Raw genomic sequence first — 26,698 nt, 5'->3', positions numbered from 1 at the left:
CAGAACGGGCAAGGGCGCCCGTGGGCGCCCTTGCCTGGCAGCGACGGGGCTTACAGGCCGCCGCCGCCGCAGCCTTTGGTCAGGTAGTCGTCGATCAACTTGAGCTGGTCGCCCATGATCGCTCGGGTCCACGCGGGGCCATGCGCGTAGTCGGCGATGGCGTGGAATTCGATCGGCTGTCCTGAATTCTTGGCCTTGTTAACGAACCACTCCGACTGCTCGATCGGCACCGTACGGTCGCGGTCACCGTGGTAGACCATCAGCGGGATCTTCATCTCGCCGGCCTTGTCCAGTGGATTCAGGCCGTCAACGGTCTTGGACTGCGCCTGGCGGAAGAACGGGTTGGTATAGAAGCGTGCCCAGATCTTCTTGATGTCCGAGACGCCAGCACCGGCGATGGCACATTTGTACAACCCATTGGGGCGGACCGAGGCGGCGAACGCGGAATAACCACCGTAGGAGAAGCCGAACATGGCGATGTGGCCAGGCTGGGCGATCTTCTGCTCGATCATCCACTTGGCGCCGTCGTCCTTGTCATCCTGCATCTTCTGGCCCCACTCGGCGTCACCGGCCATCCACAGCTTGCGGCTCCAGTCGGCCGAACCGCGGAACTGCGGGCGCAGGACCGCCATGCAGCGTGAGGCCATCAGCGGTACCCACATCGAACCGTCGAAGTCCATGCCATCGCGCGCCCACGGCCCTCCATGGGGATGCACCACCGCCTTCCACGGGCCGGCACCGCATAGTTCGGTGTTCGGTGTGGTCAGGAACGCCGGAATATCCAGACCATCGCGGGCCTTGTAATAGACCAGCCTGGTATCGCCCAGCGCAGCCGGATCGATCTTCGGATAGGACTTGGCCAGCAGGGTCAGCTTGCCGTTGCGCAACAGGTGGTATTCCGGCGGGTTCGCCGGCCCGGAGACGGCCAGCACAAAGGTCTTCAGGTCCTTGCTGTAGTCGATCACGCGCACCGCGCGGCCGGTGTCGGCCTGGGTGGTCGCGCGCTGGCCCGTTGCGGGATCGACAAGGGTGACGTCGCTGGACTGGATGCCCAGGGCCTGTCGGACGCCCTGGTTGAGGCCCTTGAACACCGGATGGGTCCATTCAACCTCGTTCTCGCGCGGACCACTGTAGGTCACGCCGAGCAGTGCGCCGAACGGCACGCCCTCGACGTCCTTGTAACGGTTCACATGAACGGTGCCTGCATTGAAGAATTTGTGCTCGAACAGTACTTCCCTCTGTTTGCGGGCCGTAATGTCGTACTCATAGATGATGGTCTTGTCGCGTCCGACGTTGCTCTGGATGAAGGCGATGTTCGGGTCATCGGCGAAACCGACGACCTGGGTGATATCGCGGTCCTTCACGTGCGAGCGGAAATGTTCTTCCCACGCGTTGGTGGCAGGGTTGCGGAACTCGGTGGCGACGTAGGCGCCGGTACCGTCCACGTCCTGGCGCAGGCGTGCGCGCAGTTCGCTGTTCAGATCGGTGAGGTAGCCAGCGACACGTTCTTCGGTCTTCTGGATGCGCTGGGACGTGAAGCTGCGCAGGTTGACCTTGTAGACGTCACCGGAATTGCTGCCCGAGCCGTTGACCACCAGGATGTGGTCGGGGTCGTTGGGCAGCGTGTCCAGCACCGTGGCATTGGACAGCGCCTGTTCCAGTTCTTCGTTGCGGCTGGTGGCGCGCGGAACGCTGATCGGTTCCTTCCACTGCTTGCCTTCGGTATCGGTGATGAAGAACTTGCTGATGAAGGTCTTGTTGACCCGGTCGGTGCGCAGGTCGAAGGGCTGCCACAGCGTGACTGCCAGCAGCCCGTTCTTGATGAAGCCCACGCTCTGGAACTTCATGCGGCCCGCACCGATCGTGGTCGGTGCTGCGCTGAGATCATCGGTCTTCCAGACCAGGATCACGCGCTCTTCGCCGCGGGCCTGCAGACCGGCGATCTGCGCGCCGTCAGGCGACACGGAAAGGCTTGAAATATCCGGGAAGGCGGCCAGTTGTTCGATCGTGGGGACCGCGGGTTTGGCGTTGAGGTGCAGCGGCGCGGCGACGGCCAGCGCGGCCAGCAGCAGGTAGTGCTTCATGCGACGTCTCACTGTGTCCGTGCAATGGGAAGGCGGGCATTGCACCCACCCCAAAAGCAGCCGCCGCCCTTGCGGGCGGCGGCTGTTGACGCATGGCTCAGAACTTCTTGCTGAGGTTCACGAAGAACGTACGGCCGAAGTAGTCGTAGCCACTGTACAGCGGGGCGTTGCCGACGGTGTTGTAGATGCCGGCGCCCGGGCTGATGGTCGGCGGTTCCTTGTCGGCGAAGTTGCGCACGCCGGCAGTGGCCTGCCACTTGTCGGCGGTGTACTGCACCGAGAAGTCCTGGGTGATGTAGTTCGGCACGGCCAGCTTGTACGCCGAGGTTGCGGGATCTTCCTCGTAGTACGCGTAGCTGGACATGTTGTCCACCCAGTTCAGGCCATAGCGCACGCGCCATTCCTTGACACGATAGGTCAGGTCGAGCTGGCCGGTGAACTTCGGGTTGTTGATCAGGCCGTTGGAGTCAACCAGCGGATCGTCCTCGAACACCTTGCCGGACTGCTCCAGGAACCGCGAGACCTGCACATTGGCGCGGAACTCGCCCGGACCGATGTCGCGCACGTAGCGGGTCGTGAAGTCGAGGCCGCGCACCTTGTCGGTGGCCAGGTTGGCATAGCCGTTCTGGACCGTCAGCGTGTTGTTGGGCGAACGGCTGATCAGACGGCACAGACCGTTGTTGGCGGCGAAGTCGCCGGTGGTGCCGTTGTAGCAGGTGCTCAGGATGTAGGTGGCACCCATCTGGGCAACGCCGTTCTCCACTTCGATGTCGTAATAATCGACGGCGAAGGACAGATCACCGAAGCCGCTGCCGAACTCCGGCTGGAACACCAGGCCAACGGTGAACGCGTCGGAGGTTTCAGCCTTCAGGTTGGCACCGACCAGGCCGCCACCGATGGAGTCCACGCGTACCGAGTTGGTCGCGGTGAAGCTGGTGGGCAGGCCCTCAGAAGCGCAATTGATGTAGCGTGGGCTGGTCGGATTGCGCGAGCCGTAGTTGTTGCAGGGATCGCTGGAGGCGTTCAGGAAGCCGCTGGTGGCACCCAGGAACTGTTCGAACAGCGCCGGAGCACGATACGAGGTGCCGTAGGACGCACGCAGCGACAGCCACTTGACCGGCGTCCACAGGCCACCCAGCTTCCAGGTGGTGTCCGATCCGTAGGACTGGTAGTCGGTGTAGCGGGCCGAGGCGTTGAAGGTCAGCTCTTCGGCAGCGGTGACGCCGGACAGCAGCGGCAGTTCGATTTCGCCGTAGGCTTCCCACACCGAGTCGCTGCCGCGGGTCGGGTCGGAGCTGGTCAGGTTGTACAGGTTGCGGTTGATCGAGTGGATGCTCGGGGTATCGTCGATCTTGGCCTTGCGGTACTCGACGCCAAAGGCGCCTGCGGCGGTACCGCCCGGCAGATCGAACAGCGGACCATTGACGTTCAGGTTCGCGGTCGATTCCTGGTAGCTGGTGTTGCCGGTGACCGGGGTATAGACGAAGTTCTTCCACTCGTACGGCAGATTGCCGGCCAGGGTCTGTGCGTTGAGCATCGGTGCGGCAACGCAGCCATTGGCCGGGTTCACGCAGTTGAAGCCGCCTGCGCCGTCGGACACAACATCCAGGCTCTGTGCCAGGCGGTCGGTCAGGAACGAGTTGAAGGTGTAATCGGCATCCGAGTCGGCGTGGCTGACCATGAAGTCATAGTTCCACTCCGAACCGAGCCTGCCGCGCACGCCAGCGGTGGCGCGGAAGAAGTCCACCGACTGCTTGCTGCGGTCGTTGCCGAAGCCGATGAAGGTGCGGGCCGCTACGTTCTTGCCATTGGACGTTTCCGTCGGCAGGGCGAAGGCCGGCAGGTTGGACAGGTTACCGAGCAGCGGATTGCCGACCGAGTAGTCATACGACAGCTGGCGGTAGCCGGTCTGGGTGGAGTCGCGCTTGTTGCCGAGGAACTCGTAGTAGAACTCGGCGTCGCCCATCACGCCCAGATCCACGCCACCCTGGAAGAACAGGGTGTGGGTTTCGGCCGGGGACACCAGCGATTCCTTCAGCAGGCCCGGATCGTAGGTGTCGCGGTCGTAGTAGCCGACGGACTCATAGCCCGGCAGGCGGCCGGTGGTGACGGCCGGATTCGGACGCCAGCGGTTGAACCCGCCAAAGGTGGCGGTGCCCAGGGTGTTGATGGTCACGCCGCCGGAATCGAGGGTGAAGCACTTCGGCTTACCGGTGGTCGGATCGATGTAGTCGCCGCTGCCGAAGTAGTTGCCCACGTCCATGTCGCGCAGGTTATCGGTCGGGCAGCTGGCCCAGCTGCGATCGCCAATGGTCATCTCATTGCGACGGTAGTTCTCGTACGAACCAGAGAAGTGCGAGCGCTCACCGGTGCTGCCGAACACGATCGAGTACCGGGTTTCGTCGCCGCCGCCGCCCTCGGTGGCGTTGTGCTGGAACTCGGCTTCAACACCGTCCACGTTCTTGCGGGTGATGATGTTGACCACGCCGGCCACGGCGTCGGAACCATAGATGGACGAAGCACCGTCCTTCAGGATTTCCACGCGGTCGACCATCGCGCTGGGCAGCACGTTCAGGTCGGCCGAGCCGACCGAGCCGCGCGAGCCCGCCGGTGCAACGCGGCGGCCGTTGAGCAGGATCAGGGTGCGGGTAGCGCCCAGGCCACGCAGCGACAGGGTGTTGGCACCCGGGCCGCCATTGGTGACGTATCCGCCGAAGGAGTTGTTGATCTGTGCGCTGCCGGCAGTGACGCTGTTGCTCTGCAGCGCGGCGGCCGTCGAGTTGAAGCCCGCCAGGGTGGTCTCCTCACGGGTCACGACCTGCACCGGCGAAACCGAGTTGAACACGTCCCGACTGATGCGCGAACCGGTGACGGTCACTGTGTCCAGATTGGTCGCCTTGGACTTCGGCGCTTCCTGCGGCGTGTCCTGTGTCGTCTGCGTCGAGCCCGACGCATCCTGGGCAATCGCCGGGGCGGCTGCGGCGAGCAGCACGGCAGAGGCGAGGGCGAAGCTCAGCGGGTTCCTGCCGAGCGACTTGCGATTGATCATCTGAAATCCCCTTGAATCGAATGATTGCGTCGTACACCGGGGACATGACCTTGCGGGCGTCTCCGTGTGCCCCTACCCCGGTATCGGCAGCGTGCCGCCGCCCGGTTTTGGTACCGGCTTCACAAGCCAGTGACTCGAGATTAACACGCCATTAACCAAGCGTGTCAAACGTTCACAACGCAGTCATCTTTCTGTGGTCGATTTCCTGGCGGAACGTATCAAGGCGTGTCGAAAGCCGCGCAGTGTATTGATTCAACTGGTTTTTCTGTTCCTTCGCAAATCGTGTCTGCTTCCTTAACGGGGGGGGCTGGGGTGAACAGGGAGCGAAAATTCTCCGCGGCGCCCACATCTTCGACCAACGCGATCCTGCGCGCCGGTCCTTGAGGCTCCGGCGGTATGATGTCGGGTTCTCCTTCCTGACTTTCCGCCGGAGCCCGCAGTGAACAGTCCGACCCGTCGTCCCCATGCAAGCCAGGTGCAGAAGGGGCTGGCACCGCACGCGCGCATCCGCAACGTGATCGCGGTGGGCTCGGGCAAGGGCGGTGTCGGCAAGTCCACCACGGCCGTCAACCTGGCGGTGGCGCTGCAGCAGCTGGGCGCGCGGGTGGGCGTGCTCGATGCGGACATCTATGGCCCCAGCGTTCCCGCCATGCTGGGCCTGTCCGGCCGCCCGGAAAGCCCGGACAACAAGAGCATCGAACCGCTGCGTGCCTTCGGCGTGGACACCATGTCGATCGGTTACCTGATCGAGGAAGACACGCCGATGATCTGGCGTGGGCCGATGGCGACCTCGGCAATGACCCAGCTGTTCAACGACACCCTGTGGGACGACCTCGACTTCCTGTTGATCGACCTGCCGCCCGGCACCGGTGACATCCAGCTGACGCTGACCCAGAAGATTCCGCTGGCCGGTGCGGTGATCGTCACCACGCCGCAGGACATCGCCACGCTGGATGCGAAGAAGGCACTGAAGATGTTCGAGAAGGTCGAAGTGCCGGTGCTGGGCATCGTCGAGAACATGGCGGTACATACCTGCAGCCAGTGCGGCCACGTCGAGCACCTGTTCGGCGAGGGGGGCGGGGAGCGCATGGCGGCGCAGTACGGCGTGCCGCTGCTGGGATCGCTGCCGTTGCAGATCGGCATCCGTGAGCAGGGTGACGCAGGCACACCGATCACCGCCGCGCAGCCGGATTCCCTGCCGGCCCAGGCCTATCGCCACGCCGCGCAGCGGCTCATCGAGGAAGTGGGCAAGCGCCCGCGTGCCTCGATCCCGATCCTGTCGTCGCTGCTGTAGGGACCGGGCGGGGAGGGCGGTGGCGCCCGGCCCCCTGCTAGAATCCTCGCGCCCCCTCGCACCCAGGACAGAGCATGAGCATCAAGAGTGACCGTTGGATCCGCCGCATGTCCGAACAGCACGGCATGATCGAGCCGTTCGAGGCCGGGCAGGTGAAGCAGGTCAACGGCCAGCGCATCGTCAGCTACGGTACCTCCAGCTACGGCTACGACGTGCGTTGCTCGCGCGAGTTCAAGGTGTTCACCAACATCAACTCGACCATCGTGGACCCGAAGCACTTCGATTCGGGCAGCTTCGTCGACATCACCGCCGACGAATGCATCATCCCGCCCAACAGCTTCGCGCTGGCGCGTACCGTGGAGTATTTCCGCATTCCGCGCGACACCCTCGTGGTGTGCCTGGGCAAGAGCACCTACGCGCGTTGCGGCATCATCGTCAACGTCACTCCGCTCGAGCCGGAGTGGGAAGGCCATGTGACCCTGGAGTTCAGCAACACCACGCCGCTGCCGGCGCGCATCTACGCCAACGAAGGCGTGGCCCAGATGCTGTTCTTCCAGGCGGCGGCCGATGATATCTGCGAAACGTCCTACAAGGACCGTGGTGGCAAGTACCAGGGCCAGACCGGCGTCACCCTGCCGCGCACCTGACGGACCGGTAGCGCCGGGTCATGCCCGGCGTCGCTCGATCGAAGGCGGCGCTTGCGCCGCCTTCGCTTATTTGCCGCGGCCGAACAGCATGGCGATGCCGACGCCGACCAGGGCCACCGGCCACCAGGTCAGCAGCAGCTTGGACAGGTTCAGGTGCGTCCAGCCCAGGTTGCTGGCAAGCATGAACAGCCCGATCAGGATCAGCAGGATGGCGGCGACGAGGTTGAATCGCATCGTGTCGGCACGGTCTCAGGAGTGGGCCGGATATCCTAGCCGTTCCTTCCAGTAGGCGACATGCTGCTGCAGCGCGTCCGGTTCGTAGCGGTGCGCAGGACCGCTGCCCCACACCGGTCCCGGCCACGCCGGATCGCCGTCGTGGCGGCCGATCACGTGGAAATGCAGCTGGCGCACGATGTTGCCCAATGCGCCGATGTTGATCTTCTCCACCCCGTCGGAGCCCTTCAGGGCCTTGCAGGCGCGGTTGAGTTCGGTGCGCAGCTTGTCCTGCTGGTCGCCGTCCAGTTCGATCCACTCCGTTACCCCGGCCAGACGCGGCACCAGGATCAGCCAGGGAAACCGTTCGTCGTTCATCAACCGCACTTGCGACAGCGGGCCTTGCGCCACCAGAACGCTGTCGGTGGCCAGGCGGGAATCAAGTTCGAAATCGCTCATCCAAGATGCTCCGTGAAGAAGTCCAGGGTGCGTTGCAGCGCCAGGGTGGCGCTGTCTGGATCATACGCATGTCCGACCTCGCGGTTGAAGGCATGGTCGGCCGGGTAGACATAGGTCGCCATCTGCGGCAGCTTCTGGCGATGCGCCTCCACGGCCTCAGGTGGGATGCTGCGGTCCTGCGCGCCGAAGTGGAAGATCACCGGCGCCTTCGGTGTCTCGTCCAGATACTGCACGTTGCGTGCGCCGTAATAGCTCACCGAGGGCAGGCCGAGGCGCAGCGCGGACAGCATCGCCACCGTTCCGCCCCAGCAGTAGCCGACCGTGCCGACCTTGCCGAAGGGGGCAAGCCGGGTTGCTGCGGCGCGCACCACTTCCAGTGCCCGTTCAATGCCCAGCGCACTTACCCGTTCCAGGCCCTGTTTCACCCCTTCAGGGTCATAGGGCAGGGCGTCGGGGTCGGCGTCCGGGCCATCGACCAGGTCGAAGAACGACGGCGCCAGCACGGCATAGCCTTCGGCGGCGAAGCGCTCGGCCACGCCACGGATGTGCGGATTGGCGCCGAAGATCTCCTGCACGACCACCAGGCCGCCACGCGGCGTGCCCGCCGGCAGGGCCTGCCAGGCCCGGACCGGGCCATGATGCGTATCCAGGGTGATCCATTCGGACATCGTCGGGTTCCTCATAGCAGTGGACAGGCCTGCATTGTCGGCGCTGGGCGGGTTAGCGCGGCGTCTGCGGCTGTGCGTGATCGGGCGGCTGATGCATCGAGCGACGTCGGATCGCGACTTGACCGAATGCGTCGCGGACGATCCTGCCAGGGATTCTGACATCTGATCCGGCCTGGCTCTGACAGTAGATTCAGTAAAGCACCTGCTGAAGCCAAGAGGGCGAGCAGATAGCATTTCGTTCGCGGAACTCCAGTCTGGAGGGGCGATATGGGGCTGATCATAACTCGGCATGTTTCCGGGGCGCGGCGTGAAGGTGCAGGCGCCCGATAAATGGAGTTTCATGAAATGAAAAAGGAATTTCGCCTTCTGTGTGCATTGGGGATGGCAACAATGCACACGGTGGCTATGGCCAACCAATCGTCGTACCAGGACCGCCAGATGGCGTCATCGGATGGCAGGCAGTGGGTTGAGCGGACGGTGCGCCTCTCTGATTTCGAAGGCGGCGACGTGGCTATCCAGGTGCGCCTTTTCAAGGATGGAAAGGGCGGTTTTGTATATCGTTATGATGATCAGAATGAAACCACAAAGCTCTATCACCAGGCCGCCTGCGAAGTCATGAACTCCAAGGTGCGGCGTGGCGAAACCGTGATATCTGGCGAGTCGGCCGTCGTTGGTTGGTCCTGTGAGGGTGATTCAGATCCGGCGGAGGATTCGAATTCAGCCTCCAGCGACATGACGCAGCCCAGGGCGGGGTACTACGTATTTGCATTGGCGCCCAGTGGGAGTGCGCCAATCGGAGTCAACTTCAATTCGGTGGTAACTGCTCGTTTCGAGAATTCGTTGGCAGGGAAATCTACAGGCGCTGCATGACCTCCGCGAGCGATGAATACGCGGGCCCAACAAACAACGGATCAATCAACGTCTATTGATGTCGCAATCAACGCTCCCGTGCGGCCGTGGCGACGGTGGACCGTGAGACGATTGCCGCTCCGTGAGCGTCGAGCCTTCGCAGCGCGTTCCGCCGGGTCGAGCCGGAGCTCCAGCTCAAGCCGCCGGGGGCCTTGACGCGTTCACGGGTGCCCCGCTGATGGAGATGGCACGTGGGGCCGAATCCGGGACGCTCCCCTCAGTACACCCCAGGGCCGTTCAGAGCGCGGCCCTCAACCCCGGTATACTGGCGCCCTTTCAGGCCCCGGCCCCCAGGAACCCCTGCCACTCCGGCAGGGGCCCAGGCCCCCAGAGTCCCGCGATTCCATGTCCCAGCTGAACCCCAAAGTCGGCTTCGTCAGCCTTGGCTGCCCGAAGGCCCTTGTCGATTCCGAGCGCATCCTGACCCAGCTGCGGTCGGAGGGATACGACATCGTCCCGTCCTATGACTCGGCCGACGTGGTGGTGGTCAACACCTGCGGCTTCATCGACTCGGCGGTGACGGAGTCGCTGGACGCCATCGGCGAGGCGATGAACCAGAACGGCAAGGTCATCGTCACCGGCTGCCTGGGCAAGCGCCCCGAACAGATCCGTGAGGCGTACCCGAACGTGCTGGCGGTGTCCGGCCCGCAGGACTACCAGAGCGTGATGGAGGCGGTGCATGAGGCGCTACCGCCCCGGCATGATCCGTTCGTGGACCTGGTGCCCGACTACGGCATCAAGCTGACCCCGCGCCACTACGCCTATCTGAAGATTTCCGAAGGCTGCAACCACGCGTGCAGTTTCTGCATCATTCCGTCGATGCGCGGCAAGCTGGTCTCGCGCCCGGTCGATGAAGTGCTGCGCGAAGCCGAGCGCCTGGTCCGGGGCGGTGTGCGTGAGCTGCTGGTGGTATCGCAGGACACCTCCGCCTACGGCGTGGACGTGAAGTACGCCGAGAAGATGTGGCGCGACAAGGCCTACCAGACCCGCCTGAAGGCGCTGTGCGAGGGCCTGTCCGAACTGGACGCGTGGGTGCGCATGCACTACGTGTACCCGTACCCGCACGTGGATGACGTGGTGCCGTTGATGGCCGAGAACCGCATCCTGCCGTACCTGGACATTCCGTTCCAGCACGCCAGCCCGCGTATCCTGCGACTGATGAAGCGCCCCGGTGCGGTGGAAAAGACGCTGGAGCGCGTGCAGAACTGGCGCCGCATCGCGCCGGACATCACCGTGCGTTCGACCTTCATCGTCGGCTTCCCAGGCGAGACCGAAGCGGAGTTCGAGGAGCTGCTGTCGTTCCTCGATGAGGCGCAGCTGGACCGCGTGGGTGCGTTCGCGTATTCGCCGGTCGAGGGTGCTACCGCCAACGCTCTTCCGGACCCTGTCCCGGAAGAGGTGAAGCAGGAGCGCCTGGCGCGCTTCATGGAAAAGCAGGCACAGATCTCGGCCGCACGTCTGGAGGCCAAGATCGGCACGGTCCAGCAGTGCCTGGTCGATGCCATCGAAGGTGACATCGCCGTGGCCCGTTCCAGGGCCGATGCACCGGAAATCGATGGACTGGTGCATATCCAGAATGCCGACCAGGTGCCGCTGCGCGTAGGCGAATTCATCAACGTGGAAATCACCGAGAGCGACGAGCACGATCTGTATGGCGACGCGCTGCCGCCGACCACGCGCCCGGCCTTCGACCTGAAGGTGCTCTGATCATGGCCGAGGGTGCTGCTGGCCACGCTGGCAGCCCTCGGCGATTCGTGCCGCCGCCGCGCGCGGCGGTGGACCCGGCGGTGTTCGATCATCCGCTGTTTGCCCGGGTGCGTGCCTTCCGCGATCTTCTGTCCGGCGACCGCTGGCCGACCGTTGCCGAGCTGGATGCGCGGCTGGCGTTGCGCGGGCGGCGACTGGTCGAGCAGGATGCAGCGTTGCTGGCCGATGGCCTGCACTACGAAACGCGCATCGCGCAGGGGCGTATCGCCACCCGTGCGGCGAGCTGGCACGATCTGTTCAATGCACTGGTATGGGCGTGTTACCCGCAGCTGAAGCACGTGCTCAACAGGCGGCAATGCCTGCATGTCGCCACGATGCCAACCGGTCAACGCAATCGCGCGCAGGCGGCGCTGACCCAGTTCGACGAGACCGGCGTGATCGTGTGCGTCCAGGACGATGCGCTGATCGCTGCGTGGGACGCCCACGACTGGCCGATGCTGTTCGCGCCGCCGCACTGGCAGGCCGGTCGCATCACCATCGCCGCGGTGTTCGGCCATGCACTGATGGAACAGGCGTTGCTGCCGGGGCGCCTGCTGGTCGGCAAGTGCGTGGTGGTGCGCGGCGATGATGAGGGTGCCTGCATCGAGACCGTGGCCCGGGCGATCGAGCAGGGCGCGACGGTGACCGATCCGCTGCAGCTGCGCCCGCTGCCACTGGCCGGAATCCCCGGCTGGCACCCGCAGCAGGACGCCGCCTTCCATGGCAACGCCGACTACTTCCGCCCGCTGCGGCAGGGCCGCCTGTACCCGCCGCCGCTCTTGCCCCGGTAGCGCCGGGCCATGCCCGGCGCTGGATTGACAGCAACGCCGGGAGGGCTCGGTGTTACGAAGACGGGTACTCGACGCTGATCACCGCGAAAGTGAACCGGCCGCCCGGCAGTTCCACCGAGAATTCATCGTCCAGGCGCTTCTTCAGCACGGCCCGCGCCAGCGGCGAGTCGATGCTGATCCAGCCCAGGCCGGCGTCGGTTTCATCCGGCCCAACGATGCGGTAACGGCTGGTCTCACCACTGTCGATGTTCTCCAGTTCGATCCATGCACCGAAGAACACCGCTTGTGGATCGGTCGGCGTGGTATCGACCACACGCAGCGATTCGAGCCGCTTGGTCAGGTAGCGCACGCGGCGGTCGATTTCACCCAACTGCTTCTTGCGGTAGGTGTACTCGGCGTTCTCCGAGCGGTCGCCCTCGGCGGCGGCAGCGGCCAGCGCCTTCACCACCTCGGGCCGGCGTACCCGCCACAGGTCGTCCAGCTCGGCTTTCAGCCGGGCGTGGCCGGCGGCGGTGATCAGGGCGGTGCTTTTCTCTGCGGGCGGACGCCAACGGGACATGTAGTACAGCTTCTTCTCAGGAATACGAAAGGGCCTCAGCGCTTGCCGCCGAAGATGCCGCCCAGGATGCCGCGCACGATCTGGTTGCCCAGCTTGGTCCCGACCGTGCGCGTGGTCTGCTTGGCCATGGTTTCAATCATGCCCTGGCGACGCTTGGTGCCGAAGATCGCATCCTTGATCGCCTGGCCGAATCCACCTTCCTGTGCCTCGTCCTGCTCGCGGCTGCGCGCGGCCGGGGTCTGGGCCTGCTCCACGCTCTTCTGCGCCCGCTGGGCCAGCAGTTCGGCGGCCGATTCACGGTTGACCGCCGTGTCGTAGCGGCTGCCGACCGGACTGCCGGCACGCACCTGTGCGCGCTCGGCCTCGGTGACCGGCCCCATCCGGCAGCGGGGCGGCGCGATCATCGTCTGCTGGACCGGCATCGGCACGCCCTTGTCCTGCAACGTGGAAACCAGTGCTTCACCGGTGCCGAGCTGGCTCAGCACCTTGGCGACATCCAGCTTCGGGTTCGGCACGAAGGTTTCGGCAGCGGTCCTGACCGCCTTCTGGTCGCGCGGCGTGAAGGCCCGCAGCGCGTGCTGCACGCGGTTGCCGAGCTGGCCCAGGATGTTGGAGGGCACGTCGTCGGGGAACTGCGAGCAGAAGTACACGCCCACGCCCTTGGAGCGGATCAGCCGCACCACCTGCTCGATGCGCTGCACCAGCGAGGAAGGCGCATCGTCGAACAGCAGGTGGGCCTCGTCGAAGATGAACACCAGCTTGGGCTTGTCGAGGTCGCCCACTTCCGGCAGCTGTTCGAACAGTTCCGACAGCAGCCAGAGCAGGAAGGTCGAGTACAGCTTGGGCTTGAGCACCAGCTGGTCGGCGGCGAGGATGCCGATCACACCGCGGCCGTCGTGATTGACCCGCATGATGTCGGCCAGTTCCAGTGCCGGCTCGCCGAAGAAATTCTCACCGCCGTCCTGCGCCAGCCGCAGCACGGCACGCTGGATCGCTGCGATCGACTGCGCGCTGACCAGTCCGTACTCGGTGGAAATGTCCTTGCGCTCTTCGGCGACCAGGCCGAGCAGGGCCCGCAGATCATCCATGTCCAGCAACAGCAGGCCGCGGTCGTCGGCCAGCTTGAACACGATGTCCAGCACGCCGGCCTGGGTGTCATTCAATTCGAGGATGCGCGCGAGCAGGGTCGGCCCCATCTCGCTGACGGTGGTGCGCACCGGGTGGCCGAGTTTTCCGTACAGGTCCCAGAAGATGGCCGGGCTGCCCGCCGGCGCATAGTCGGCCACGCCGATGTCCGCGGCGCGCTTCAGCAGCGCTTCGCTGCCCGTGCCGGGCACGGCCAGGCCGGACACATCGCCCTTCACATCAGCGAGGAACACGGGAACCCCGAGCCGCGAGAATCCTTCGGCCAGGGTCATCAGGGTCACGGTCTTGCCAGTGCCGGTGGCGCCCGCCACCAGCCCGTGGCGGTTGCCGAGTTTCGGCAGCAGGGTGACGGCCACATCGTCGGTGATGCCTTTGCCGAGCAGAATCGGATCCATGGTCCAGCCCTTGTGGTGAATGCGCCCAATGTTAACCGGCAGCGATGACGGCCCGAAGGTCGGCTTGCCCCGACCTTGGCGGCGCCGCTACTCTGCCTGCCTGTTTCGCACACAGTGCCAAAAATGCCCGTTCCTGTCCTGATTTCCCGCACCTGGCCGTTGCTGGCCCTGGCTGGCCTGGTTTCCCTGGCCCCCGATGCCCACGCCCAGCGGGTTTCCGCCCGGGACAAAGTGAAGGTAGATGCCCTGCAGCAGCGCATGACGGCTGCCGAGAAGCGTTACAGCGATGCGCTGCTGCTGGTGGCCAACGCCGACCCCAAGGGCAGCAACGAGGCCGACGCGGCGCTGGAGGACATGGAGGATGTCATCAGTGAGTGCGTGAAGCAGAAGGGTTGCCAGATGAGCAACATGCTGGCCACCTACAAGCGCCTGCTCAAGCGCGATGCCGATGCGGCCGCGGAAGACGAGGGCGGTGAACTGCCCGCCGAGCGGCTGGAAGCCGACCCCGACCATATCGGTCCGTTGACCGCCGACGTGCCGGAAGCCGCACGCGCAGCGGCACTGCTCAACGACAAGCGGCACGCCTTCGACAACATGGTCGAGTACAACCCGGCCGTCCAGGCCGGCATCCGCCGCTGGCTGACCGACATGCGTCCGGCGCTGCTGACCAGCTACGAGAACTACCAGAACCTGCGTGCCGTGATGTGGCCGGAGTGGGAGAAGCGCGGCCTGCCCGAAGCGCTCCTGTTCGGCATCATGGCCAAGGAATCCAATGGCCGCGTGCATGCGTCCTCGCGCGCTGGCGCCGCCGGCCTGATGCAGTTCATGCCGGCCACCGGGCGGCGTTTCGGCCTCGGTCCGGACGGCACCGGGTTCGATACCCGCTTCGATGCCCACAGCGCTGCTGAAGCCAGTGCGACCTATCTCAACGAGCGCATGCGCGAGCTCAACAACAACATCGAGTTGTCGCTGGCCGGGTACAACGGGGGTGAAGGGCGCGCCCTGCGCGTGGCGCGCGAGAATCCGGGGCAGAGCTTCTGGGTCGACCGTGTCTACAACCAGTTCCCCGGTGAAACCAAGGATTACGTGCCGATGGTGATCGCTGCGGCGTGGATCTTCCTGCACCCCCAGCAGTACGGCGTGGAGTTCCCGAAGATCAGCGCGCAGCCGGCCACCCTGCGCCTGGCGCGCTCGACCACCATCTACGAGCTGACGATCTGCCTGGGCAGCCACGGCACCCGAGATGGCTACATGCGTGCGCTGCGCAACCTCAATCCGCGTTATGAGGCTGATGGCTGGATTCCGGCCGGCACCCTGATCAACGCAACCACCCGCATCGCGAGCCTGTATCAGCGCAACTGCGTGAGCGGACCGCGTGCCGACCTGGCGCGCACCCTGATCACGGCCGACCTCAATGCCGCCATCGTGCGGCCAAGCGCTGCCAGCTACACCGGCAGCGTGGCGGTGGGCGGCGTGGTGCCGGTGGCCGATGCAGCCAGTTCGACCAGCGTACCGACCGCACCGGTGGCGGCAGTGGCCGCGCCTCGGCCGGCACCGGCCGCGCGACCGAAGCCGGCACGCAGCTACAAGGTCGGCCGCGGCGAGACGCTGGGCCGCATCGCGGCCAAGTTCCAGTGCGACGTGCCGACGCTGGCACGCGCCAACGGTCTGAAGGCACCGGCCTACAGCCTGCGCCACGGCCAGGTGCTGAAGCTGCAGGGCTGCGAAAAGTAATCTCCACGACCTCTGGAACTGCCATGGACCTTGAAGCAACCCGCAACCTGTTCGCCAATCTGCGCGAAAACACCGACTGGGACATCAGCGGCCCGCTGCTGTGGGGCTATTTCTTCGTGCATTCCACTGCCAAGCCGCTGCAGGCACTGGCCGCGCATCTGCAGGCGCAGGGCTACACCCTGGTGGAGGTGTTCGAGCAGGAGCCGGACGAGGGGGACGCGCCGTTCCACGTGCTGCATGTGGAGCGCGTGGAGGTCCACGACGAAGCGTCGCTGGATCGCCGCAACCAGGAGCTGGCAGCGCTGGCAGCGCAGATGGGTGTGGAAGACTACGACGGCATGGACGTCGGCCCGGCCCCCACCCTGCAGTAGGGGCCTGTGCGTAGTGCCGGGCGCGTGCCCGGCGCTGCGCAGCAACCCGGTGGCGGGATTGTCAGCGCAGCGTGGCCAGGGCCTGGCCCAGCTGCACCGGTGACTCCGCAGCCAGGTGTGGAGCGAACTCCGCCACGCCCGGCGGCAGCAGCACGACCACGGTCGAGCCATAGTTGAAGCGTGCCATCTCCGCGAAGCGCTCCAGGCGGATGCCTTGGCCGCGATAGTCCTTGCGGGTGATGCGGTCACCGTACTGAGGGATCTCCTCGCCGCTCCACACTGTCTCCACGCCGGAGACCAGCAGCGCGCCGACCATCACGCTCACCATCGGGCCGAAGCTGGTATCGAAATGGCAGACCAGGCGCTCGTTGCGTGCGAACAGGCGTGGCACGCCTGCCACGGCGGCCGGACCCACGCTGAAAAGGCGGCCTGGCACATGCACGGTCTCGCGCAGGGTGCCGGTCCAGGGCATGTGCACACGGTGGTAGTCGCGCGGGGACAGGTAGACGGTCGCGTACAGGCCGTCGTTGAACGGCTTGGCGTCCTCGGCGCTGCCCAGCAGCTCGGCGGCGGTGAACGACTGGCCCTTGGCCTGGAAGATGCGGCCGGCCTCGATGTTGCCGAGCTGGCTGACACGGCCGTCGGCCGGCATCACCAGGGTGCGCGGATCGGCATCGGCCACGCGTGCACCCGGTTTCAGCGCACGGGTGAAGAACTGGTTGAAGGTGGCGTAACTGCGCGGGTCGGGGTTGGCGGCTTCGTCCAGATTGACGTTGAACCTGCGGCTGACGGTGTCGATCAGCCAGCGCGACACGCGCGGGTTGTCCGAGTACGCCAGCGAGCGCGCCATCGAGGACAACAGGCGATGGGGCAGGGCGTATGTCAGGGCGGTGGTGAGGCTCATGGGGCGGTTTTCTCGGTCAGCTTCTGCAGGTCGCGGGCGATCGCCGGCGCGTTGAACGGGGGGCGCACCAGGCCGGCGAGCCGGCCCTGCGGATCGAGCACGGCCAGGCTGGCCGAGTGCTCGACGGTGTAATCCTCGGGATTCTCATCGAAATGCTTGCCCGGCACCTTCTGGAACACGAAGCCCAGTGCGGTGGCGAAGCGTTCCAGCGAAGGGACGTCGGCGGTGGCCGCCAGGGTGTCCTTGTGGAAGCCGTGCGCGTACTCGCCAAGGCGGGTGGCGCTGTCGCGCTCGGGATCGACGGAGACGAACAGCACCCGCGGACGCAGCCCGTCGGGCAGTGCTTCCCACTGCTGCTGCGCACCGGCCAGTTCGGCCAGGGTGGTCGGGCACACGTCGGGGCAGAAGGTGAACCCCAGGAACACCAGGGTCCAATGGCCCTTCAACTCGCCCGGAATGAGCCGCGTGCCATCGGACTGGGCCAGGTTGAAGTCGGGCAGCTCGCGCGGCTGCGGGTACAGGGTGATCGCTTCGGTGGCCGGCTGGCCGGCCGGGGGCTTCGGAGCAAAGACCTGCTGCGCGGCGAGCAGGCCCAGGCCCGCCGCCAGGGCGATCAGCAGGATGATGCCGACGTTGCGATTGAACATGGGAGCCCCCGCGCGAAGTGGTCCCCATCATACCGGCTGCGGCCTGATCGTTTCCGTCGCAACGGATGCCGGCGCAGGCGCCAGCCCCTATAATCGGGGGCCACTTTGCCCGCAGTACCGCCATGACCGCTGAAACGGCCGCCGAACTCCACACGATCATCGACCTGATCCGCTACGGCACCAGCCGTTTCAACGCCGCCGGGCTGACCTTCGGGCACAGCTACGACAACGCCCTGGACGAGGCGACCCAGCTGGTGCTGCACAGCCTGCACCTGCCGCATGACCTGGGCCCGGCGTATGGCCAGGCGCGGTTGCTGCAGGAGGAGAAGGTGCGGGTGCTGGAGCTGTTCCAGCGCCGCATCGACGAACGTATCCCGGCCGCCTACCTGACTGGCGAGGCGTGGTTCGCCGGCCTGAGCTTCAAGAGCGACGCGCGCGCCCTGGTGCCGCGTTCGCCGATCGCCGAGCTGATCGAGTGTGGTTTCGAACCATGGCTGGCCGGCCGCGACGTCAGCCGCGCGCTGGATCTGTGCACGGGTTCGGGCTGCATCGCCATCGCAATGGGCCACTATTACCCGAACTGGGAGGTGGACGGCGTGGACCTGAGCGACGACGCACTGTCGCTGGCCGAAGAGAACAAGGAGCGCCTGCAGGCGCACAACGTCACGCTGATCAAGTCCGACCTGTTCAGTGGCCTGACCGGCCGCCATTACGACCTGATCGTCACCAACCCGCCGTACGTCACCAACGACGAGACCGATGCCCTGCCGCAGGAATATTCCTACGAGCCGGAAATGGGCCTGCGTGCCGGCGATGACGGCCTGGACCTGGTGCTGAAGATCCTGCGCGATGCGCCGCTGCACCTGAGCGAGGACGGCCTGCTGATCTGCGAAGTGGGCGAGTCCGAGCAGCACCTGGTCAAGCTGCTGCCGGAAGTGGACTTCGCCTGGATCGAGTTCAAGGTCGGGCAGATGGGCATTTTCGCGGTCGAATGCCGCGAGCTGATCGCCCACAGCGCCCGCATCACCGAACTGGCGGCGCAACGGCCGTGAGCTCCAATTCGTTCGGCAAGCTGTTCACCGTCACAACGTTCGGCGAGTCGCACGGGCCGGCCATCGGCTGCGTGATCGATGGCTGTCCGCCCGGGCTGGCGCTGGACGCGGCCGAATTTGCCCACGATCTGCAGCGCCGTGCCACCGGCAAGAGCCGGCACACGTCGGCGCGGCGCGAGGCCGACGAGGTCGAGATCCTGTCCGGCGTGTACGAGGGCCTGACCACCGGCACGCCGATCGCGCTGCTGATCCGCAACACCGATCAGCGCAGCAAGGACTACGCGAACATCGGCCAGCAGTTCCGGCCGGGCCATGCCGACTACAGCTACTGGCACAAGTACGGCATCCGCGATCCGCGGGGCGGTGGCCGTTCCTCGGCGCGCGAGACCACCATGCGCGTGGCCGCGGGCGTGGTCGCCAAGAAGTGGTTGGCCGAGCGCTTCGGCGTCACCGTGCGCGGGTATCTGTCGCAGCTGGGCGGGATCACTCCTGCAGGTTTCGACTGGTCGGCGGTGGAAGACAATCCGTTCTTCTGGCCGCACGCCGCGCAGGTGCCGGAGCTGGAGGCGTACATGGATGCGCTGCGCAAGTCCGGCGATTCGGTCGGCGCGCGCGTGGACGTGGTTGCCGACAACGTGCCCCCGGGCTGGGGCGAGCCGATCTACGGCAAGCTCGATGGCGAGCTTGCGGCGGCGCTGATGAGCATCAACGCGGTCAAGGGCGTGGAGATCGGCGACGGGTTCGCCAGCGCGGCCCAGAAGGGCACCGAACACCGTGACCTGCTGACCCCGCAGGGTTTCGCCAGCAATCACGCGGGCGGCATCCTGGGCGGCATTTCCACCGGCCAGCCGGTGGTTGCGTCGATGGTGTTGAAGCCGACCTCCAGCCTGCGCCTGCCGGGCCCATCGCTGGACACCGCCGGCAACGTGGTCGAAGTGGTCACCACTGGCCGCCATGATCCCTGCGTCGGCATCCGCGCCACGCCGATCGCCGAAGCGATGGTGGCGCTGGTGCTGATGGACCAGGCATTGCGTCACCGCGCGCAATGCGGCGATGTCGGCACCATCACGCCCCGCATTCCCGGGCAGGTCGATGGCTGAAACGCGGCCGACGGTGTGGGTGAGCCAGCCGCTGATCGAGGCGGCCATCGCGCCGCTGCGTGATCGCGTGCAGCTGCGCACCACCGACGCCGTCACCGTGTGGTCGCCTGAGCAGATCGCCGCACAACTGGCCAGCGCCGATGGCGCGATCATCACCCTCAACGAGCGTATCGGCGCGGCCGAGCTGGCCAATGCCTCGCGGCTGCAGGTCGTTGCCAACGTCGGCGTGGGCTACAACAACCTGGATGTGACCGCGCTCAGCGCGGCGGGCATCCTGGCCAGCAATACCCCCGACGTGCTTACCGAGACCACCGCCGATCTGGGCTTCGCACTGCTGATGGCCGCCGCGCGCCGGATCACCGAATCCGAACGCTGGCTGCGTGAAGGGCACTGGCAGCAATGGTCGTTCCAGACCATGCTCGGTGCCGACATCCACGGCAGCACCCTGGGCATTCTCGGCATGGGGCGGATCGGCCAGGGCATCGCCCGTCGCGGCGCGCATGGTTTCGGCATGAAGGTGCTGTACCACAACCGCTCGCGACTGCCAGCAGATGCCGAAGCAGCAGTCGGTGCCGCTTATGTCGATCTGGATACGCTGCTGGCGCAGTCCGACCATCTGGTGCTCGTGCTGCCTTACACCCCGGCCTCGCACCACCTGATCGACGCCGCTGCGCTGGCGAAGATGAAACCGACGGCCACGCTGGTGAACATCGCGCGCGGAGGCCTGGTCGACGAAACAGCGCTGGCCGATGCACTGGCCCATGGGCGCCTGGCCGCTGCCGGGCTGGACGTCTACGAAGGCGAGCCGGCCGTACGCCCGGAACTGCTGGCGCTGCGCAACGTCGTGCTGACCCCGCACATCGGCAGCGCTTCGCTGGCCACGCGTACGGCGATGGTGCAGCGGGCCGTGGACAACCTGCTGGCCGCGCTCGGCCTGGCCGGCGGGCCGGCGCACATGCCGAGCGCGATCAATGCCGACGCGGCGCTGGCCGCACGTGCCGCCCTGGGCAAAAAAAACGGGAAACGATAGGGAGCCTCCGCGCGTTCCGTCCGAGGAGGTTCCCCGAACCCAGCTGTCGTGCGTGAATTTTTCCCATCCGTTTTCTTGAGAGTTCCCCCATGAGCAATGCACAACGCCGCTTCCATGTCGCCATCGTCGGTGCCACCGGCGCCGTCGGCGAGACCATGCTGGCCATCCTGGCCGAGCGCGGTTTCCCGGTCGGAACCCTGAGCCTGCTTGCCTCCGAGCGTTCGGCCGGTGGTGAGGTCGAGTTCAACGGCGAGAAGGTCAGGATCCAGGACCTGGCGAGCTTCGATCCGAAGGGTGTGGAGATCGCCCTGTTCTCCGCAGGTGGCAGCGTCTCCAAGGAGTACGCACCGAAGTTCGCCGCCGCCGGTGCGGTGGTGATCGACAACTCCTCGGCCTTCCGTTACGACGATGACGTGCCGCTGGTGGTATCGGAGGTCAATCCGGACCAGATCGGCAATCGTCCGCGCGGCATCATCGCCAACCCCAACTGCTCGACCATGCAGATGCTGGTCGCGCTGGCGCCGCTGCATCGTCGCTATGGCATCGAGCGCATCAACGTCTCCACCTATCAGTCGGTGTCCGGCGGTGGACGCTCCGCACTGGAGGAGCTGGGCAAGCAGACCGGCCAGCTGCTGAGTTTCCAGGAGATCGATCCGCAGCGTTTCCCGGTGCAGATCGCCTTCAACCTGATCCCGCACATCGACGACTTCCAGGACAACGGATTCACCAAGGAAGAAATGAAGCTGGTGTGGGAAACCCGCAAGATCCTGGGCGACGACAGCATCCTGGTGAACCCGACCGCGGTGCGCGTGCCGGTGTTCTACGGCCATTCCGAGTCGGTGGCGATCGAGACCCGCGACAAGGTCACCGTGGCCGAGGCCCGTGCGCTGCTTGAACAGTCGCCCGGCATCGAGGTGGTCGACCGCCATGAAGCCGGCGGCTATCCGACGCCGGTCACCCACGCATCGGGCACCGATGCGGTGTACGTCGGCCGCATCCGCGAGGATCTGTCGCATCCGCGTGGCCTCAATCTGTGGATCGTGTCGGACAACGTGCGCAAGGGCGCAGCCCTGAACGCGGTGCAGCTGGCAGAGCTGGTCGCTGCCGAGCAGCGTTGATCGACAGCCCGGGCGCCCTGGGCTGCTCTGTGCGTGCGGACCCCGGTCCGCACGCTTTATAGTGTCGCCCATGAATAAACGGGCCAAGGGCGCATCGCGCCCGCTCACCTATCTGTCTGCCGCACTGCTGGCTCTGGCCAGCAGTTCGGTGTTCGCGCTGGGGCTGGGCGACATCCGCGTCCTGTCCAGACCCGGTCAGCCGCTGCTGGCGGAGATTCCGGTGGTGTCCGCCGATCCTTCGGAGCTGGAGAATCTGCGCGTGGCGCTGGCATCGCCAGCCACGTTCGAACGTGTCGGCCTGCAACAGCCGACCGGCCTGGTGGGCGAGCTCCAGTTCGAGCTGACCCGCAATGCGCAGGGGCGGGCCGTGGTGCGGGTCACCTCGCAGATGCCGGTGGAGACGCCGTCGCTGAGCTTCCTGGTCGAGGCCGACTGGGGGCAGGGACGGTTGGTGCGCGAGTATTCGGCCCTGATCGATGCGCCCTCCAGCGCGCTGGCCGTGGCGGAACCGGAAATCGTCGCACCGGCGGGCACGCTCTCCAATACCATCGCCCGCGATCCGCCCGCCGAGGCGGCGGTACCGGCGCCTGCACAGGGCGGGACGCCGGCCAGTGCGACCACGGCGGCTGCACCGGTGCGTCCGCGCGCTGCCGCTGCACCGTCGTTGCCGCCGGCTGCCGATGGCAGCATTACCGTGCAGCGCGGGCAGACCTTGTCGCAGATCGCCAGCGCGGTCGCCCGCGGCAACCAGGTCAGCCGCGACCGGGCGATGATTGCGCTGCTGCGTGCCAATCCCGAGGCCTTCATCCGGGGCAACATCAACCTGCTCAAACAGGGTGCGGTACTGCGCATGCCCGGCAGTGACGCGCTGGCGGCTGTGGATGCGGCCGAAGCCGGTGCCCTGGTCCGCGAACACGCCGCGCAGTGGCGGCAGGCGCGTACCGTGCCGCAGCCGGCAGGCGTTCCTGCACCTGCGGTCGCTGCGCGGGCCACTTCTCCGGCCGCCGCGGCCGGGGCACGACTTGAGATCGCCCCGGCGCTGGCGTCCGACGCAGCGCACGCGGGCACAACCACCGGCACCGGAGCCGGCAGCGAGGGTGACATGCTGGGCAACGAACAACTTCGCCAGGCGCGCGAGGACATCGCCACCCGCGATGCCGAGATCGGCGAGCTGAAACAGCGTGTGGCCGAACTGGAAACGCTGAAGGCACAGCAGCAGTCGCTGATCGCGATGAAGGACAACGACCTGGCGGCGGCCCAGCAACGGCTGGCACAGGCGCCGGGCGCGCGTGACGCCGGAACGCCGTGGTACTGGCTGGGACTGCCGGTGCTGCTGGTGCTGGCAGGCGCCGCATGGTTGCTGCGCCGTCGCAAGCCATCGCCGCTGCCGCCGCTGCGCGAGGAGGACGATGCTGCAGCTCTGGCGGCGGCCGTGCCGGCCGGTGCCGCGCTCGATACGCTGGCCGAGCAGTCTGCGTGGTCTACCGCCGATGCCGACAGCGGGCGCCAGGAGCCGGCGATGCCGGCCTGGGCGACGATCGCCGACGCCCGATCCGAAGACGGATCGGGCGGCACGGACAAGCAGCCGTCGGGCGATGGCAAGGACGAGGCACCGTTGCCGGAACCCGTGACCGACCTGCCGCGCTGGGACGAACCGGTGGACGAGAGGGGTGTTGGCCGGCCGACTGCCCAGGAAGCCGATTCCGGGGTTTCGGTCCCGGACTACGCGCTGCATGCCGAGCAGCAGCCGCAGTTCCGCGGCGTGTTCGACCTGCCCGCCGATCTGCAGGACAACGACGCCCCGTCGGTGGAGGATGCCGGCGACACCTGGTCGCCCCGCGCCGGGCAGGAACGCCTGGAGCTGGCGATCGCCTACCTGGATCTGGGCGACGCACAGACCGCGCGTACCCTGCTGCTGGAGGTTGCCGAAGGGGGCGACCCGGACTGCCAGGCGCAGGCGCGCGAGCTGCTGGCCCGACTGCCGTGACCGATACCTTCGACAAGGACCCTGCCATGACCCGCGAGCGTCGCATCGACTATGTTGAGTTCGCGTCCCGCGACCCGGCCGCCAGCCGTGCCTTCTTCGAGAAGGTGTTCGGCTGGTCGTTCGTCGATTACGGCAGCGACTACACCGCCTTCGACGATGGTCGCCTGCAGGGGGGCTTCTTCCGCGGCCAGCCGCAACGCGCCACTGAAGGTGCCCCGCTGCTGGTGCTGTACGCCGATCAGCTGGCCCCCGCCGAAATGGCCGTGCGCCAGGCGGGTGGTGAGGTGGTGCGGCCGGTGTTCTCCTTCCCGGGCGGCAGCCGCTTCCAGTTCGTCGAACCCGGTGGCAATGAACTGGCGGTCTGGTCGGAACGCGATCCGGCCTGAGCGTCGTCCACTCCGCAACATCGAGGTAGCACATGCGTTATGCGCTTGGCGTCGAGTACGACGGCAGCGATTTCAGAGGCTGGCAGAACCTGGGAGAGGGCGGTCCCAGCGTCCAGGCCAGTCTTGAGCAGGCCCTGTCTTCGGTGGCCGACGCGCCGCTGCAGGTGGTCTGCGCTGGCCGAACCGACGCCGGCGTGCACGGCCAGTGCCAGGTCGTGCATTTCGATACCGACGTAGTGCGCGACCCGCGCGCCTGGATGCTGGGTACCACCACCCGCCTGCCGCGCTCGATCGCGGTGCGCTGGTGCGTACCGGTGGCGGAGGATTTCCATGCGCGGTTCTCAGCGCGGGCGCGCCGCTACCGTTACCGGCTGCTCAATCGCGAAGTACGGCCGGCGCTGGACCGGCAGACGCTGAGCTGGGAGCGTCGTGCACTGGACGCAACGCTGATGCACACGGCCGGGCAGGCGCTGCTGGGTGAGAACGACTTCAGCGCGTTCCGCTCGGTCCAGTGCCAGGCCCTGCATGCGCGGCGCGAGCTGCAGTCACTGCAGGTCAGCCGCCACGGCGAGGTGATCGAGGTGGCGGTACAGGGCAATGCATTCCTTCATCACATGGTTCGCAATATCGTCGGTTCGCTGATCCTGGTCGGCAGCGGCGAGAAACCGGTGGAGTGGATCGCCGAGCTGCTGGCCGGAAGGGATCGCACCGTAGCCGGTCCCACTGCACCGCCGCAGGGCCTGGTGTTTCTTGGACCGCTGTACCCCGACAACTGGCATCTGCCCGCCGAGGTCACGCTATGAGCCGCTCCTACTACCGTACACGCATCAAGTTCTGTGGAATGACCCGTGCCGGCGACGTGCGCCTGGCCGGCGAGCTCGGCGTGGATGCGGTGGGTTTCATCTTCGCCCGCGAGAGCAGCCGCCGGGTTGCGCCCGCCGAAGCGCGCGCGATGCGCCAGGCGATCGCGCCGATGGTCGACGTGGTGGCGCTGTTCCGCAACAACAGCAAGGAAGAGGTGCGCGAAGTGCTGCGCACCGTGCGGCCCACCCTGCTGCAGTTCCATGGCGAGGAGGACGAGAGCTTCTGCCGCAGCTTCAACATGCCTTACCTGAAGGCGGTCGCGATGGGGGGACGTGAGGAAGTCAACGCGCGTACCCTGCAACTGCGCTATCCGAGCGCGGCCGGCTTCCTGTTCGACAGCCATGCACCGGGGGGCGGTGGCGGTACCGGTGTTGCATTCGACTGGACCCGCATCCCGACCGGGTTGCATCGGCCATTCCTGCTGGCCGGCGGTCTGACCCCGGACAACGTGTACGACGCGGTGCTGGCGACCCTGCCGTGGGGCGTCGACGTCTCCAGCGGCATTGAACTGGAGCCGGGCATCAAGGACGGCTACAGGATGCGCACCTTCGTCGAGGAAGTGCGCCGCGCCGACTGCACCGTGCTGGAGTAGGACCGGGAGGCTGCGGCGTCACGTTACCTCAGCTGGGCCGCGACCCAGTCCGCCAGGGCGTCGACGCGTGCGTCGGCCTGGCCCTCCGGCCGCGCCAGGACCCAGAAGCCGCCCGTGGCGGCGAAACCCCATGGGGCCAGCAGCCGGCCTGCCGCGAGATCCTCAGCGACCAGCGGCTCCGGCGCGATCGCTGGACCCAGCCCTGCCACCGCCGCTTCCAGCAGGTAGTAAAGGTGTTCGAAACCCGTGCCCAGCCGCAGCCGGGCGGGGTCGAGATCGTGCGCCTGCGCCCACGTCGGCCACGCCTGTGGCCGTGAGCTGGTGTGCAGCAGCGTCTCCTGCAGCAGTGCCGAGGGCGGCACATGGCGCAGGCGCTGCGCCGCCGGATGTGACGGTGCCACCACCACGCCCACCCGCTCGGGCGCCAGCTCGCGCACCTGCCAGCCCCGTGGCCACGGCCCCTGCGCCAGCAGCAGGACCGCATCCAGTGCCGCCTGCGCCTCGGTGAAGCTACCGTCCAGTGCCGACCACTGCAGGCGCACACCGGGCAGTGCGGCCTGCAGGGCGGGGAGGCGCGGAATCATCCAGCGCGCCAGCACGCTGCCGCTGCAGCCCAGTACCAGCGCTGGCGACGCCGCGGGCCGCCGCAGCTCGCGCACGCAGTCTTCGATGCCGGCGAAGGCTTCGCTGCAGGCCGCCTGCAACAGTGTTCCCGATGCGGTCAGGCGCAGGCCACGCCCGGCGCGCTGGAACAGGGCCAGGCCCAGATGATCCTCCAGCAGCTTCAGCTGCCGGCTGACTGCACCGTGGGTGACATGCAGGTCCTGCGCGGCGCGGCCCACACCGCCCAGACGGGCGGTGGCCTCGAACGCGCGCAGGGCATTGAGTGGCGGCAGCAGGGATCGGCTCATGTGAGATTTCCTGACGATAGGTGCCAGATAATATCCATTTTC

Annotated in this window: 25 protein-coding genes; 15 read left to right on the top strand and 10 right to left on the bottom strand. The window is 66.5% G+C overall.

All coding sequences use genetic code 11. From position 1 onward, the window contains the following. Positions 1-50: 50 nt before the first annotated feature. Positions 51-2,084, bottom strand: a complete 2,034-nt coding sequence (locus N5J29_RS07660) for a prolyl oligopeptidase family serine peptidase (RefSeq protein ID WP_164152024.1) — start codon at positions 2,082-2,084, stop codon at positions 51-53. Between the two features lie 97 nt (positions 2,085-2,181). Beyond that, complete coding sequence (locus tag N5J29_RS07655) at positions 2,182-5,133, bottom strand: TonB-dependent receptor (RefSeq protein ID WP_053516828.1); 2,952 nt, start codon at positions 5,131-5,133, stop codon at positions 2,182-2,184. 439 nt (positions 5,134-5,572) lie between these two features. Here N5J29_RS07655 and apbC point away from each other — a divergent pair, with 439 nt between their 5' ends. Together apbC and dcd are read left to right on the top strand one after the other, a co-directional pair. Next, positions 5,573-6,427, top strand: coding sequence for an iron-sulfur cluster carrier protein ApbC (gene apbC / locus N5J29_RS07650; protein ID WP_053516830.1), 855 nt, complete (start codon positions 5,573-5,575; stop codon positions 6,425-6,427). 74 nt (positions 6,428-6,501) lie between these two features. Then, positions 6,502-7,074 (top strand): dCTP deaminase, encoded by a 573-nt coding sequence (dcd, locus tag N5J29_RS07645; protein ID WP_065174891.1) that lies wholly within the window; start codon positions 6,502-6,504, stop codon positions 7,072-7,074. A 66-nt stretch (positions 7,075-7,140) separates the two neighbouring features. Here dcd and N5J29_RS07640 read toward each other — a convergent pair whose 3' ends face one another. The 3 genes from N5J29_RS07640 to N5J29_RS07630 are packed head-to-tail and all read right to left on the bottom strand — an operon-like array spanning position 7,141 to position 8,414. Then, on the bottom strand, positions 7,141-7,308 hold the full coding sequence (locus N5J29_RS07640) for a DUF5668 domain-containing protein (RefSeq protein WP_005410498.1): 168 nt from the start codon (positions 7,306-7,308) through the stop codon (positions 7,141-7,143). Between the two features lie 15 nt (positions 7,309-7,323). Next, entirely contained in the window at positions 7,324-7,746 is a 423-nt protein-coding gene (locus N5J29_RS07635) for an HIT family protein (RefSeq protein WP_053516834.1), read from the bottom strand. Further along, positions 7,743-8,414 carry a dienelactone hydrolase family protein gene (locus N5J29_RS07630; protein WP_065174892.1) on the bottom strand — a complete coding sequence of 224 codons (672 nt, stop codon included), beginning with the start codon at positions 8,412-8,414 and terminating at the stop codon, positions 7,743-7,745. Before N5J29_RS07630 ends, N5J29_RS07635 begins: the two co-directional genes overlap by 4 nt. Before the next feature lie 345 nt (positions 8,415-8,759). Here N5J29_RS07630 and N5J29_RS07625 point away from each other — a divergent pair, with 345 nt between their 5' ends. The 3 genes from N5J29_RS07625 (at position 8,760) to N5J29_RS07615 (ending at position 11,860) form a co-directional block, all read left to right on the top strand. After that, positions 8,760-9,284: a hypothetical protein gene (locus N5J29_RS07625; RefSeq protein WP_164152026.1), complete on the top strand. Its 525-nt coding sequence runs from the start codon at positions 8,760-8,762 to the stop codon at positions 9,282-9,284. Positions 9,285-9,668: 384 nt separating this feature from the next. Continuing rightward, a complete protein-coding gene (rimO, locus tag N5J29_RS07620) occupies positions 9,669-11,030 on the top strand; it encodes a 30S ribosomal protein S12 methylthiotransferase RimO (RefSeq protein ID WP_053516842.1) in 1,362 nt (453 codons plus the stop codon). A 2-nt stretch (positions 11,031-11,032) separates the two neighbouring features. Continuing rightward, positions 11,033-11,860, top strand: a complete 828-nt coding sequence (locus tag N5J29_RS07615) for a DUF3025 domain-containing protein (RefSeq protein ID WP_164152028.1) — start codon at positions 11,033-11,035, stop codon at positions 11,858-11,860. A 52-nt stretch (positions 11,861-11,912) separates the two neighbouring features. On the opposite strand, the gene greB is transcribed toward N5J29_RS07615, so the two are convergent. Both greB and N5J29_RS07605 read right to left on the bottom strand, forming a co-directional pair. Further along, entirely contained in the window at positions 11,913-12,419 is a 507-nt protein-coding gene (greB, locus tag N5J29_RS07610; RefSeq protein WP_053516845.1) for a transcription elongation factor GreB, read from the bottom strand. Positions 12,420-12,454: 35 nt separating this feature from the next. Further along, entirely contained in the window at positions 12,455-13,960 is a 1,506-nt protein-coding gene (locus tag N5J29_RS07605) for a helicase HerA-like domain-containing protein (RefSeq protein WP_053516846.1), read from the bottom strand. Between the two features lie 123 nt (positions 13,961-14,083). On the opposite strand from N5J29_RS07605, the gene N5J29_RS07600 reads away from it, so the two are divergent. Beyond that, complete coding sequence (locus N5J29_RS07600) at positions 14,084-15,694, top strand: transglycosylase SLT domain-containing protein (protein ID WP_065174896.1); 1,611 nt, start codon at positions 14,084-14,086, stop codon at positions 15,692-15,694. Between the two features lie 23 nt (positions 15,695-15,717). Next, a complete protein-coding gene (locus N5J29_RS07595; protein ID WP_164152032.1) occupies positions 15,718-16,065 on the top strand; it encodes a ribonuclease E inhibitor RraB in 348 nt (115 codons plus the stop codon). A gap of 61 nt (positions 16,066-16,126) precedes the next feature. Here the strand turns inward: N5J29_RS07595 and asd are convergent, their stop codons facing one another. Next, complete coding sequence (asd, locus tag N5J29_RS07590; protein WP_053516850.1) at positions 16,127-16,969, bottom strand: archaetidylserine decarboxylase; 843 nt, start codon at positions 16,967-16,969, stop codon at positions 16,127-16,129. Continuing rightward, on the bottom strand, positions 16,966-17,616 hold the full coding sequence (locus tag N5J29_RS07585; protein WP_065174897.1) for an SCO family protein: 651 nt from the start codon (positions 17,614-17,616) through the stop codon (positions 16,966-16,968). The genes asd and N5J29_RS07585 overlap by 4 nt, the downstream gene beginning before the upstream one ends. 122 nt (positions 17,617-17,738) lie before the next feature. Here N5J29_RS07585 and prmB point away from each other — a divergent pair, with 122 nt between their 5' ends. From prmB to N5J29_RS07545, 8 genes are all read left to right on the top strand, one after another. Next, positions 17,739-18,668 carry a 50S ribosomal protein L3 N(5)-glutamine methyltransferase gene (prmB, locus tag N5J29_RS07580; RefSeq protein WP_053516852.1) on the top strand — a complete coding sequence of 310 codons (930 nt, stop codon included), beginning with the start codon at positions 17,739-17,741 and terminating at the stop codon, positions 18,666-18,668. Then, on the top strand, positions 18,665-19,768 hold the full coding sequence (aroC, locus tag N5J29_RS07575; RefSeq protein ID WP_053516854.1) for a chorismate synthase: 1,104 nt from the start codon (positions 18,665-18,667) through the stop codon (positions 19,766-19,768). The genes prmB and aroC overlap by 4 nt, the downstream gene beginning before the upstream one ends. Beyond that, positions 19,761-20,798, top strand: a complete 1,038-nt coding sequence (locus N5J29_RS07570) for a D-glycerate dehydrogenase (protein WP_053516856.1) — start codon at positions 19,761-19,763, stop codon at positions 20,796-20,798. Before aroC ends, N5J29_RS07570 begins: the two co-directional genes overlap by 8 nt. Before the next feature lie 89 nt (positions 20,799-20,887). After that, complete coding sequence (locus N5J29_RS07565) at positions 20,888-21,916, top strand: aspartate-semialdehyde dehydrogenase (protein WP_053516858.1); 1,029 nt, start codon at positions 20,888-20,890, stop codon at positions 21,914-21,916. Between the two features lie 70 nt (positions 21,917-21,986). After that, on the top strand, positions 21,987-23,903 hold the full coding sequence (locus N5J29_RS07560; RefSeq protein ID WP_164152034.1) for a FimV/HubP family polar landmark protein: 1,917 nt from the start codon (positions 21,987-21,989) through the stop codon (positions 23,901-23,903). A 26-nt stretch (positions 23,904-23,929) separates the two neighbouring features. Beyond that, a complete protein-coding gene (locus tag N5J29_RS07555) occupies positions 23,930-24,289 on the top strand; it encodes a VOC family protein (RefSeq protein ID WP_074900255.1) in 360 nt (119 codons plus the stop codon). Between the two features lie 32 nt (positions 24,290-24,321). Next, the gene (gene truA / locus N5J29_RS07550) at positions 24,322-25,092 is read left to right on the top strand and encodes a tRNA pseudouridine(38-40) synthase TruA (RefSeq protein WP_053520070.1); all 771 of its coding nucleotides are present in this window, start codon (positions 24,322-24,324) and stop codon (positions 25,090-25,092) included. Beyond that, complete coding sequence (locus N5J29_RS07545; protein ID WP_053520071.1) at positions 25,089-25,745, top strand: phosphoribosylanthranilate isomerase; 657 nt, start codon at positions 25,089-25,091, stop codon at positions 25,743-25,745. The genes truA and N5J29_RS07545 overlap by 4 nt, the downstream gene beginning before the upstream one ends. Before the next feature lie 23 nt (positions 25,746-25,768). Here N5J29_RS07545 and N5J29_RS07540 read toward each other — a convergent pair whose 3' ends face one another. Continuing rightward, the gene (locus tag N5J29_RS07540; protein ID WP_053520072.1) at positions 25,769-26,656 is read right to left on the bottom strand and encodes a LysR family transcriptional regulator; all 888 of its coding nucleotides are present in this window, start codon (positions 26,654-26,656) and stop codon (positions 25,769-25,771) included. Positions 26,657-26,698 lie beyond the last annotated feature (42 nt).

Source organism: Stenotrophomonas sp. GD03680 (genome assembly GCF_029844625.1).
GTDB classification, from domain to species: Bacteria; Pseudomonadota; Gammaproteobacteria; order Xanthomonadales; family Xanthomonadaceae; genus Stenotrophomonas; species Stenotrophomonas maltophilia_P.
This window is presented reverse-complemented; position numbering and strand designations above follow the sequence as displayed.

Coding starts and splice junctions, on each gene's coding strand:
- N5J29_RS07570 (WP_053516856.1), top strand. CDS start 19,761: ATGGCTGAAACGCGGCCGACGGTGTGGGTGAGCCAGCCGCTGATCGAG.
- N5J29_RS07545 (WP_053520071.1), top strand. CDS start 25,089: ATGAGCCGCTCCTACTACCGTACACGCATCAAGTTCTGTGGAATGACC.
- prmB (WP_053516852.1), top strand. CDS start 17,739: ATGACCGCTGAAACGGCCGCCGAACTCCACACGATCATCGACCTGATC.
- N5J29_RS07615 (WP_164152028.1), top strand. CDS start 11,033: ATGGCCGAGGGTGCTGCTGGCCACGCTGGCAGCCCTCGGCGATTCGTG.
- dcd (WP_065174891.1), top strand. CDS start 6,502: ATGAGCATCAAGAGTGACCGTTGGATCCGCCGCATGTCCGAACAGCAC.
- N5J29_RS07655 (WP_053516828.1), bottom strand. CDS start 5,133: ATGATCAATCGCAAGTCGCTCGGCAGGAACCCGCTGAGCTTCGCCCTC.
- N5J29_RS07660 (WP_164152024.1), bottom strand. CDS start 2,084: ATGAAGCACTACCTGCTGCTGGCCGCGCTGGCCGTCGCCGCGCCGCTG.
- N5J29_RS07640 (WP_005410498.1), bottom strand. CDS start 7,308: ATGCGATTCAACCTCGTCGCCGCCATCCTGCTGATCCTGATCGGGCTG.
- N5J29_RS07605 (WP_053516846.1), bottom strand. CDS start 13,960: ATGGATCCGATTCTGCTCGGCAAAGGCATCACCGACGATGTGGCCGTC.
- N5J29_RS07565 (WP_053516858.1), top strand. CDS start 20,888: ATGAGCAATGCACAACGCCGCTTCCATGTCGCCATCGTCGGTGCCACC.
- N5J29_RS07555 (WP_074900255.1), top strand. CDS start 23,930: ATGACCCGCGAGCGTCGCATCGACTATGTTGAGTTCGCGTCCCGCGAC.
- N5J29_RS07585 (WP_065174897.1), bottom strand. CDS start 17,616: ATGTTCAATCGCAACGTCGGCATCATCCTGCTGATCGCCCTGGCGGCG.
- truA (WP_053520070.1), top strand. CDS start 24,322: ATGCGTTATGCGCTTGGCGTCGAGTACGACGGCAGCGATTTCAGAGGC.
- N5J29_RS07540 (WP_053520072.1), bottom strand. CDS start 26,656: ATGAGCCGATCCCTGCTGCCGCCACTCAATGCCCTGCGCGCGTTCGAG.
- N5J29_RS07595 (WP_164152032.1), top strand. CDS start 15,718: ATGGACCTTGAAGCAACCCGCAACCTGTTCGCCAATCTGCGCGAAAAC.
- N5J29_RS07560 (WP_164152034.1), top strand. CDS start 21,987: ATGAATAAACGGGCCAAGGGCGCATCGCGCCCGCTCACCTATCTGTCT.
- N5J29_RS07630 (WP_065174892.1), bottom strand. CDS start 8,414: ATGTCCGAATGGATCACCCTGGATACGCATCATGGCCCGGTCCGGGCC.
- rimO (WP_053516842.1), top strand. CDS start 9,669: ATGTCCCAGCTGAACCCCAAAGTCGGCTTCGTCAGCCTTGGCTGCCCG.
- N5J29_RS07600 (WP_065174896.1), top strand. CDS start 14,084: ATGCCCGTTCCTGTCCTGATTTCCCGCACCTGGCCGTTGCTGGCCCTG.
- N5J29_RS07625 (WP_164152026.1), top strand. CDS start 8,760: ATGAAAAAGGAATTTCGCCTTCTGTGTGCATTGGGGATGGCAACAATG.
- asd (WP_053516850.1), bottom strand. CDS start 16,969: ATGAGCCTCACCACCGCCCTGACATACGCCCTGCCCCATCGCCTGTTG.
- N5J29_RS07635 (WP_053516834.1), bottom strand. CDS start 7,746: ATGAGCGATTTCGAACTTGATTCCCGCCTGGCCACCGACAGCGTTCTG.
- greB (WP_053516845.1), bottom strand. CDS start 12,419: ATGTCCCGTTGGCGTCCGCCCGCAGAGAAAAGCACCGCCCTGATCACC.